Origin of the sequence: Bacillus sp. AFS001701, from assembly GCF_002559405.1 — a bacterium.
Classification (GTDB): Bacteria; Bacillota; Bacilli; order Bacillales; family Bacillaceae_G; genus Gottfriedia.
Genome location: NZ_NTZO01000169.1, coordinates 1 through 10,802 on the forward strand (window position 1 = coordinate 1; position 10,802 = coordinate 10,802).

At 33.8% G+C, this 10,802-nt stretch carries 6 protein-coding genes; 2 read left to right on the forward strand and 4 right to left on the reverse strand.

Annotated elements, in window-relative coordinates; translation table 11 throughout:
• Nucleotides 1-435 precede the first annotated feature (435 nt).
• From CN514_RS12755 to CN514_RS12770, 3 genes are all read right to left on the reverse strand, one after another.
• Entirely contained in the window at nucleotides 436-1,179 is a 744-nt protein-coding gene (locus CN514_RS12755; RefSeq protein ID WP_286141668.1) for a GntR family transcriptional regulator, read from the reverse strand.
• Nucleotides 1,180-1,831: 652 nt separating this feature from the next.
• The gene (locus tag CN514_RS12765; protein WP_098232919.1) at nucleotides 1,832-6,265 is read right to left on the reverse strand and encodes a discoidin domain-containing protein; all 4,434 of its coding nucleotides are present in this window, start codon (nucleotides 6,263-6,265) and stop codon (nucleotides 1,832-1,834) included.
• A gap of 1,313 nt (nucleotides 6,266-7,578) precedes the next feature.
• On the reverse strand, nucleotides 7,579-8,238 hold the full coding sequence (locus CN514_RS12770) for a YneB family resolvase-like protein (protein ID WP_098232920.1): 660 nt from the start codon (nucleotides 8,236-8,238) through the stop codon (nucleotides 7,579-7,581).
• Nucleotides 8,239-8,732: 494 nt separating this feature from the next.
• On the opposite strand from CN514_RS12770, the gene lexA reads away from it, so the two are divergent.
• A complete protein-coding gene (lexA, locus tag CN514_RS12775; RefSeq protein WP_098232921.1) occupies nucleotides 8,733-9,380 on the forward strand; it encodes a transcriptional repressor LexA in 648 nt (215 codons plus the stop codon).
• A 116-nt stretch (nucleotides 9,381-9,496) separates the two neighbouring features.
• Complete coding sequence (locus tag CN514_RS12780; RefSeq protein ID WP_098232922.1) at nucleotides 9,497-9,946, forward strand: GyrI-like domain-containing protein; 450 nt, start codon at nucleotides 9,497-9,499, stop codon at nucleotides 9,944-9,946.
• Between the two features lie 83 nt (nucleotides 9,947-10,029).
• Here CN514_RS12780 and CN514_RS12785 read toward each other — a convergent pair whose 3' ends face one another.
• The gene (locus tag CN514_RS12785) at nucleotides 10,030-10,470 is read right to left on the reverse strand and encodes a hypothetical protein (RefSeq protein ID WP_098232923.1); all 441 of its coding nucleotides are present in this window, start codon (nucleotides 10,468-10,470) and stop codon (nucleotides 10,030-10,032) included.
• Nucleotides 10,471-10,802: the final 332 nt, after the last annotated feature.

Sequence of the window (10,802 nt, forward strand, 5' to 3'; positions counted from 1 at the left end):
TAAAATAATATTATTTTTCCAATTAATACTTTAAACTATCTCTTCAATTCTTCTACAAATGGATCTTAGAAAGGTAATATGAATGACATGTGAACATCCCATTGCAATAAATTTAAAATAATCAAAAAAATAAAAAAAACTGACCCTTAACTTATAAAATATAGAGTCCATTCTATTAAGTTATCGTCAACAATTATTAAGTATTAAAAGAACTATATCGTTTTAAAAGCCTGTTTATAACTCTCAATCCCACCATAAACTATTAAACCTATATTACCGCAATTTAAGCATTTAAACGGGATCAACCCAAGAAACAGCCATTTGACGTTGTTTGCTGATTTCCAACGGATTATTGGTACAAGATTAAAATTTATTAGGTTGTTGGTATAGGTCAACTTTATATAAAACTCATAGACAAAATGCTATGAGTTATGATTAGCGTAGTTCTGTGTAAAAGCGACAGCGATCGCCACGTACAATGGAGATACAAAATTCAACAGGCTCACCATTGGCATTGTAGGCAGTTCGTTCAAGCAGAAGTGCGGGACGACCTTCTTCCGATTGCAAATATTCACTTTCGTCGGCACGGATGAGAACTGGTTCAAACGCTTCTTTTGCTCTTGTTACAATGGTATTGAACTGTTGTGAAAATAAATCATATAAAGAAATTTCGCCTACCTTTTTTAACTGCTCTATATCTGTAACAACATGTTTCGGAATAAAAGATGATTCCAAAATAAACGGCTCATCTTCAGCACAGCGAAGCCGTTTCATTTCAATGACATTCATATTTTCACTCAACTGCAGCGCTTCTTTGATTTTGACAGTCGGTTTGACTTCTTCTATTTTCAGAATAATATCCTTTGGATTCAGTCCCTTTTCTTTCAATACTTTGCTAAAGCTATAGAATCCCATCAATGACTGCTGTAATTTTGGTTTTGCCACATATGTACCCTTACCTTGAATTCGGTAAAGGATCCCTTCTTGAACTAGCTCCTCAATTGCCTTTTTAGCGGTGTTCCGGCTCACACTGAATTGAACCATCAATTGATTTTCCGATGGGATTTTATCACCAGGGGTCCAATTTCCATTTTCAATCGAATCCTTTAGCCTTTCCATCAATTGGTGATAAAGTGGGATTAAACTTTCATGCTGCAATGGTTTCATTTTATTAAACATGCCTCCAAACCCTACTTAGATTCTATTAATATCATAAATTATATCACTGACACTTGTCGAGTCAACCTAACAACCAGGTTCTATAACGGTATAGTTTCTTCCAAACTATTATAATGATGTTTTATCTAAACGACTTAAAAATAAATCAAAAAATAAGGAAGCTCGAGATTCTTCTCTAAACTTCCTTATCTTTCTTCCTTCCCCCGAGATTTTTACAAACCACGGGTATACTGTCTCTTTCAAGACAATTAAAATGACTGTAATAAAGAAGACGAGTTTTTTTTCCATATTACCAATTATAACATCGAGTTGTTGATACAAATTTATACAAAAGAATAACTCATAGAAACTAAATTATGAGAATAATAGTTAGATTGTTTAATTCTATTATTCGCCTTTAACAACAAGGACACTGTTCCTATCGGCGACGGTGTGTCAGGTGTATTGCCAACCTTTATTAACCCGCAATGAAACCATCGAGTCAACCATGACAATAGGTAAGGCCAGATAAGCAACTGGTACAGATTAAGACTCCCTGTCGAAACTAAAGATGTTCACATCATAATTGATTTCCCCATCAACCTCGATGTCACATATATAGCTGGCAATGTAGTCCTGTTGCATTTCCTATAACATATCTAAATATTTACTATTATTTCTCTACATAAGCAGGGTTCTTTGTAAAAACTTTTACCTCTGCAACAGATAACATAAGTGGCCCACTATGCGATTCATTAAAGATAATCGATAACTTTGTAAATTTGGTTCCAATCGGTATATCAGCCACTGCTATATCGAAAGTTACTGATTTGTCGTCAAATTGAACACTTTTTCCACCTAGATCATACTCTTTTCCAGAATCAGAATATATTTTGGCACTTAGTGTTTTAATTTTGCCATTCGTATATTGCGGGCGATTGTAAACAATAAATTTAGTCAACTCTTGTGGTTTAATAAAATTAAAATCAACGGGTAACGGTAGTGAAATTCCTTCATTTCCAGTGAGACTCCATTTCAATTCCGCCAATGAATTTTCACTTATCTCACCGTCAATCAAATTGGCAAAAGCTGCTGCACCGCCCTGCATCTTTTCCCCATCACCAGTAACTGTCATATCTTTATCCGATAATTGCAGTTCCTTAGGCTCTTGTGGTTGTTCAACCCCTCCTGGTTCCTGTCCCGGAGTTAAAACCTCTCCTATTTTATCAATAGTGTCAAAGGCTGTATTAATTAGTAAGGATCTGGTAATTGGAATATCGAATTGAAGATCTTTCTTAGCCTTTAACTTAAGCGTGGCTAATGTCTTCGTACCATCTAATGTATTTTGTGTTCCCTTGTTAGAAAACGCAGCCATAATTCGTTGTTCAGAATTTCCAATACCCGCAAGAGCGGAGTAATTTAACATATTGGCTATGTCATTGGAAGGCGTAACAATATTTTCACCGCAAGTCCCGTCAGGTTTACATTCTTTTACTAATTCATATTTGTTCGGATCCAGACCTAGTTCCAGGTTAAACGCATTGATATCCTTTAATCCTGCTCCTATTATTTCTACTGAAAATTCCTCTCCTTTTTGTAACTGCTGCTTACTTGGTCTAATGTCCAATAGTCCGGCAACCGGCCTTCCTGTTGCTTGAAGAGGTTTTTCACCTAATTTAGATGCTACATACATTAAATCGTAGGCATCAATTACACCATTAAAATTAAGATCAACCCTTGATACCTGTCCCCAAGCTGTATCCCTTTGGTCAACACCCATATAGCTTGCAAAGAAGAGTAGGTCATCTTCATCAATGGCTCCATTCGGTATATTCTCACCTACAACGGTTCCTCCTGTTTTATCCTTTTTGTATGGCCTGAATTCCTGTGCACTTCCAAAGCCGCCTACAGAGTTTAAAATGGTTAACTTAATATACCTTGCAGTAATATTTCCCTTAAAATCTATGACTTTTGTTTCATTATTCCTTTCAAATGTTCCATCAGTGATAATATTTTTATAAGTTTTTCCATCTAGACTTACGTCTAAATTGTATTTTAATATTGTCCCATTCCCTGCATCAGGTCTTGGAACATACTCGAGCTTATCTAGTTCATATGCTAGCTTCATATCAATCTCAAAGGTATGTGGCAGTTTATTGCCAGCATCTCCCCATTGAGTATGCCACAATGAATCATCCTTGCCATCGACTGCTAAAGATGCTTCTTGTCCAGGCTGTTCACTATCTGCTTTTGCCGTCATATTCTTAGGGACATTTCTGTATCGGTCAAGCTTCGTTCTTATTTTGATTTCATCACTCCAGCCAGAAGAGCCTTTTGTATTCGTTGCTCTTATTCGATAAGAATATTCTGAATCAGATGTTAAACCTGTATGGAGATAGAATGGTGTTTGCTGATTATCACTTGACTTAAACACATTTGTATGAATAATACCATCGATCATTAAATCATAAGTTGTATTCGAACCATCAACCTTTTCCCAATTTAATTTGATTTCTCGATCTGTAATGTTGGCGTCACCAGCATGAAGCCCCGATGGAATCGTTGGTACTTCTTTATCTACTACAACCTTCTTTTGAGTATTATTGAAGCCATCTACTGTAAAAGTTATTTTATTTTTTGTGATGTCTGTTTTCCCTACTTTAATATAAAGCTTTGGTGATGTAATAATATCAGTCTTTTCAAATGGTGAGCCTTTTGTAGAATATTTGTTCAAGTTTGGCTGTTCATTATAGAAGTACACGTTTTCTGAGTTTTTATATTCCTCTTCATTCGTAACTTTCCTTAAATTAATATCTTTATTTCCAACCTTAACCGTTATATCTCTCGGGATTACACGTGTGTTGACAATCACTTCTGTGCCCCTGTTTGTAACCATCCCTTTATAGCCCTTTCCTTTTGCGGTATCAACGGTTATAACAGCTCTTTCCTTAATTACCTTTGAAGTAACCTTCGTTCTTGTATTTTTCTTTTCCTTATAATCAACAGTTTTCCCATCGTCTTCGTATAGAGTAAACTCTGATTTTCCCGATGGATATACATCAAATATTCTATTTTCAGAACCATTTAATTCATTAATAGAATTATTTTCTGGTGCCATTGGAATAATTGCCCCAGCTTTAACAAATACAGGGGTCTTCCATAATGGAGCACTAATGTTATGAAGAACTGAACCTCCCTTGTATTGCTCACCTGTAAAATAATCGATCCAAATTTGATTTTTATCTGGAAGATAAATATCGTTCCTTACTTCAGCTGCATTAGAGTTTCCATCATATAATGGTGCAACTAATAGATTCGGCCCCCACATATATTGATATTGTGTTTGCGTACCATACGTGTAAGGATCATTTGGATATTCTAACATCATTCCTCTAATCATTGGTATGGATTTTGATGTAGCTTCCTCAGCAATCGTGTAGATATAAGGTAGCATCTGGGATTTTAGATTTAAATACATCCGATTAATAGACGCATATGGTTCACCATAATTCCATGGATTTTTAGATTTACTGTAATCATTGCCTCCAGATGCCCAGCCATCCATGTCGATTTGGATAGGAGTGAATGCTTTCCATTGGAAATCACGTGTCTGTACTTTTGCATCTCCACCAAATATACCATCCATATCTGAGCCGACGTTTGGATTTCCTGATAAGCCTGCTCCAATGTAAGTAGGGATATGCATTCTTATGTACTCCCAATTACCGCCATATTGGTCGCCTGACCATAATCCAGCATAACGTTGAGTACCAGCCCACCCATCTAGCGAAATAACAAATGGACGTGCACCACCTGAATTATCTTCTTTTTGAATTCCTTCCGCTGCTAGGCGTGTGGCATTTAAAGCCATGGAATATCCTTGTCCAACCCATGCAACATCCGTCTTTATTGCTCTTACACCTGCTTTAACTTCCCCGTCAAGGTCTCTTCGTAAAGGACTATCAACAGGTAGATTAGGATCTGGGTAGAGATTGCTTTGTGTCCATAAGCCCACCTCTACTTTTTGATTATTTGCTTTATCAACGAACTGCTTCAAATTACCAAGTCCGCCATAACCACATCCATAGCCATCATTTGGTAAAAACCATCCTAACGGCATATCGTGATCTGCATATTGATCTATTGTATTTAATCCATTAGTAAGGAGTGTTCGTTGGTCCTTATGACCATTATGAGTTCCATTAAAACAATCTGCATGCCCTAAATAGAAACCGTATTTTGGCATAAGTGCCGGTTTCCCAGTTAATTCTGAATAATCATTAATGATTTTTGGAATGGAATCATCTACAAAATAATAAGCGTCAAATCTGTCTTCACTGTGAGTTAAAGTAGCAGTTTTTGTAAAATCATAAACGCCTGGCTTAAAAGTATTTCGCATGACTCCGTAGCCTTCGGTGCTTATATAGAAAGGGACTGGGCTTGATGCAGCTCCTGCATCCCAACCTCCCCCGATTGAAATGTTTATGGAATTATTCTTATGGGCATAAAATCCATTCTGTTGACCTCCTCCATAAAAATATTCGTTTTCTTTTGTATCAAGGGTTTGAACTGTACTTCCGTTAGAATGTTTTAGCGGTTCACTTTCACTCCAAAGATTCTTTGATCTCTTTTTATCGTAAAGGCTCATCTTTGAAGTCGTTTTATCTACTCTTAACTCTAAAGCATCAGTGGATATTTTATAGACATTTTTATCACGATCATCAACCTTAATGTCAATTTCACCATATTGTTTATTGTAACCGCTAACACTTTTGTCAATAATTTTTGTCACATGCTCAGGCTCATTAGGAGTTGGATATTCTTCAAAAATGCCCTTTGGGTCCAAATGCAGTCGAAAAACATTATTTTTTAGGAAGTTAATTTTTATTTTTTCTCCTGTTTCTAAATCCAAGTACACATTATTTCTTTCTTTCGTAATCTTTGTTACTTTTCCTATAGTCTTATAGTTTTGATTGTTAGAAACATTATTAATTTTGTTCTCCTTTTCAATTCCAACAGCAGATGCTGTTGGAAGCATAGAAAGCAACATACCCACTGATAAACACAAGCTTACCAGATTTTTCAACCTTGCTTGACGTCTTAGCATATTCTACCTCCGATTTTAGTGGACTTATGAAAATTAAATTCCGATTGTCTTTAATTCTTCTGATGGATCATTAGCTTATACAATTCTTAGTAGATCCAACTGGAAGAATAGAAAGACGGCTCCATAAAACTCAAAAACTTGCAATTAGTCCTATTGACGGATATCTTTTTTATCTTCACCACCTTTCTATATTTTTTTATATATATTTATATCTAAATATATAAGCGTAGGTAAGGCCTTCATAGAGTATTAATTTGTGGTTTTCGTATAATGAGAAATGGAATTTGAGAAATAAAAGATTATGTAAAATCTATATTGAAAGGGGGAATTTAAGATTGAGAAATATCTGCTGTGTGAATGTTAGATGGATGTGTTGTCACGATTAATCAATTTAGCTCTTCGTTGTCTTTTTTTATTTGTAATGCCCTTGTTGCCTACTGAGATGCACCTCTGTTTTATTTGTAATATAAGATGCATTCAATCCTCCCTTCCAACCCTAATAGATGGAATTTTCTTACAATTTAATTATAAAATAGATTGGGTTGATGGGTCAACCCAATAATGTAAATATCCTGATGGAGGTAACGTCAGGATTATTCGAATTTACATCGATAAGACAAAAACTCTAGTATCAATAGAGTAATTACAGTATCTTATTTTAAAACTTTAAGATTTTACGACTTTAATGTAAATTCAAAAATCATTATGGTAAACATAATATTATTTTATCATTGCGATTTTCTTACCTTATCTATTCTCAAGTAATAGAGTTTAATTTGCTCATAATCCCCCCTTATGATTAGTAAATCGGTTATCAGAGACGCATGGGTGGTAGGAATCACGTTTATTTTAAGAGTGTTTATGATCACGCTTGTTATTGATGGTTTATGTATACTTATCCGATCAAGCATTAATAGAGAAGCTTGAAGCTTGAATCAGCATTAGGTCGTTGGATTGGATCCATCTTTGCTGGCTAGATCCTTTTATGGCTTTTAAATGTGATATCGATTGACACATTCGAGATGACGCTCTTTATCAACTCGCTCCTTTTCCCTGGCACCCCGAAATACGATTTTTTGTTACAATTTAACAGTGCAGGACTCACCGATTTTATAAATAAACAAAAAAGTAAAAGGAGGCTCATCATGTCAGTACTTTATAAATAATTCAGGCATTACATTAATACAAGGTTAAGATATTCTAAATCCTATAATCATTAGGAGAAAATCTATTTAAATTATATTATGTATTTCTTTTTGATTATTAGAAAAAGCTTGCTGATATACTATTAAATTACAACGTCTAAATTTTCTTTAATTTTTAATAGAATCCTGATTTAGTTCATCGAAATATTCTTTATACCTTCTATGAACAGTAGCCCTACTTACTTCATAACCTAAACCTCGTAATGTAGCTGCAATTTCATGAAAAGTAAGTTTCTTGTTTCTAAGATTTATTATTTCTTCCACAGGCAATTCTTTTTTTTCCCTACCTCCTAAATGATTATTTGATATATTCTTGTGAGGTTGAAAACCATTCTCGACTGCTCTACGCATCCCCCTGCTTATTTTATAATTAGCAATTCTTCGTTGAAACTCTTCTACTGTACTTAATATTTCCAAGACCATTAAATCCGCATCCGATAAAGATATCTCCCCATGATCTTGTATTGTAAAAACTTTTATTGCCATTTTGCGTAATTCATGAATAAGTGCAATTTTCGAATGTCCCCTTCCTAATCGGGTATCGTCTTGTAAAAGTAAGATTTCAGCCTGCTTATCCTTAAATATTGCTAAAGCTTCAATAATTCCTTCCCGTTCTATATCAAAGCCACTATGTCTTTCTTCAATTATTTTAATCACTTCAAGTTTATTAATATTTGCTAATTTTTCTAGTTCTTCCCTTTGTCTTTTTAATGAAGTATCTTGTGTATTTTTTTCTGTACTAACTCGGCAATATATAACTGCTTTCATTTTTTCTCCTCCTCTTAATCTACGAATCTGACTTCATCAAATTGTGATAGTAATTTAATAAGGCTATAGGTTTACAAAAAAAAATAGGGCATGTTTTAAAATTTTAAAATATAAATTGTATAAAATTATAAACAACACCACTAAATCAAAATGATTCTTATTGTATTTAGTAGATTTTTTACAGATATTTAAGTCTCTTTCTCCTTCATAACCACTGTCCTGTTCGCCTATTGTTTCTAGAATACACATTCCCATCCGCTCATCTAATTCGGTTAGTTCATTTATTTATCTATGTAATGATTTTTCTTGCGAATCCTTTGCTGTACTTACTCTTGCGTAAATTATTGCATTCATTAACTCTTCCCTCCATACGAACACGAAAACTACTTTAATAAAAAATAGAACTAACGTTTGTATATCATATCCTATCATGATATAATGAAAAAAATAAAGAGGAACGTATTATCTACTTTATAGGCAAGGGGGAAATTCGAATGAACAAACTATCGAAAAGGCAAGCAGAAATTTTAGCTTATATTAAAGACGAAGTAAAAATTAAAGGTTATCCACCTTCAGTTCGAGAGATTGCTGAGGCTGTTGGTTTAGCTTCAAGCTCTACAGTACATGGTCATTTAGAGAGACTAGAACAAAAAGGCTATATTCGAAGAGACCCTACGAAACCGCGTGCAATCGAGATTCTTGGCGATACAGCAACGGTTGTAAATGAAGTACAAGCATCATACAGTGAAATCTATAACGATATTATTAACATTCCGGTAATCGGTAAAGTAACCGCAGGTATTCCAATTACTGCAGTCGAAAACGTAGAAGAATATTTCCCTTTACCGACATCTGTCGCTCCATCTAACGAACAAGTTTTTATGCTTCGAGTAGAAGGAGATAGTATGATCAATGCTGGTATTTTAAATGGCGATCTTGTAATCGTTAAAAAACAATTCACTGCTGAAAATGGCGAAATTGTTGTTGCCATGACCGAAGATAGTGAAGCTACTGTAAAACGCTTTTATAAAGAAAGCGACCATTTTAGACTTCAACCTGAAAATGATGCCCTGTTTCCTATTTTATTAAAACAAGTATCAATTTTAGGGAAAGTAATAGGAGTTTATCGTACATATCATTAAAACTTTTGAGAGCAATGACATCTTTATGTGATTGCTTTTTGTTTTTAACAAGCACAGTCATAACAAAATAAACCAAACTGACTTATTATTAAGGGAGTTTTTCTAGTGAGTAAAAAATGTTACCAAAAAAAGGCATTGTTAAAGAAGGATACTTTGATTACAAAGTCTTCCCTCTTGAAGGTGTTTGGGATTTAGATGAAGAAGGTCGAAAACTAGACTATTTAAATAAAAATCATCTTCTATATAAATTAATGATAAGACAACCCGACTTTGTTTCAGAAGATTTAACATACATCATTTTAGATCAACTTAAACAAAAAAAGAAAAATCCACTGCTAGCAAACGTAAAACTCGAATCGATTACTGAAGGCTTATGTGTTCAAACCATGCACATCGGAAGCTATGATGACGAGCCAAGAACTTTTAAACGAATGGAAGAATTCTGTATGGAGAATAATCTACAAAGAGTTCAAAATACACATAAAGAGATCTATATTTCTGATGCGAGAAAAACTCAAGCTGAAAAACTGAAAACTGTTTTAAGATTTCAAGTGGAAGAACTATAACAAATTAAAAGAGCTTGGAAGTTCCAAGCTCTAGACTTACTATTAGTTAACTGGAACAGCTCACTTTTAAATAAATCACTTTATCATTCACTATAACTCTCAAAATTCTTCTCTAAATCATCTCTAAACGCAATTGCTAAATAATTATCGATTATATTTCTAGTAATAGGTGATTGAAATACTTGACTCTTATATGCCCCACCATCATATTCAATTATATCAATCTTATTTTCAACCTGTTCATTTTGCACTTCATCGAAATATTTAATACTAACTACTACCCCAGCGTCATCAATTGTAATTAATAACTCTCTTTGATTTAATAAGACCTCAATAACACCATCTTTATCAATCATAATATCAAACTCACCATTCGAAACTTCAATTTCCTTTTTTAAAGACTCCTTTAAATCAACAAAATATGATTCGAATTTTTCACACATCTTACTGTATGCCATATTTTCTGTAACAGTTTCTTTATATATTGCTTTCGTTTTTAAGATGAATTCCCTTTTAAAATCCATATTTCCACTCCTTGTAGTGATATAATTGGAGCATTTATATATTATTACTATTCATCATGTACTGAAAAATAGAATAACAGGAAGAATGTATTTAAAATTTTTTTATACCGATTAGCCTAAAGTAACAAATCGATCAATCCATCAGGACTTTTTACACACTTTTTCGTAATTATTGAGAATAATAGTAAACTTTTTCGATAGGATTATTTCGAACTAAGATTGAGAAACTGTTGAGAGTAAATTTATATTGTATAGAAGATGGCTATTTGGAAGTGACTAATGATAATTGGGGTAATAAAAATATTTTTATTCTTCTTCAAAAAATAAATGAC

Bases quoted from the DNA above. Each gene is read 5' to 3' on its own strand.
- CN514_RS12765 (WP_098232919.1), bottom strand. From the start codon at position 6,265: ATGCTAAGACGTCAAGCAAGGTTGAAAAATCTGGTAAGCTTGTGTTTA.
- CN514_RS12755 (WP_286141668.1), bottom strand. From the start codon at position 1,179: ATGTTTAATAAAATGAAACCATTGCAGCATGAAAGTTTAATCCCACTT.
- CN514_RS12780 (WP_098232922.1), top strand. From the start codon at position 9,497: ATGTTACCAAAAAAAGGCATTGTTAAAGAAGGATACTTTGATTACAAA.
- CN514_RS12770 (WP_098232920.1), bottom strand. From the start codon at position 8,238: ATGAAAGCAGTTATATATTGCCGAGTTAGTACAGAAAAAAATACACAA.
- CN514_RS12785 (WP_098232923.1), bottom strand. From the start codon at position 10,470: ATGGATTTTAAAAGGGAATTCATCTTAAAAACGAAAGCAATATATAAA.
- lexA (WP_098232921.1), top strand. From the start codon at position 8,733: ATGAACAAACTATCGAAAAGGCAAGCAGAAATTTTAGCTTATATTAAA.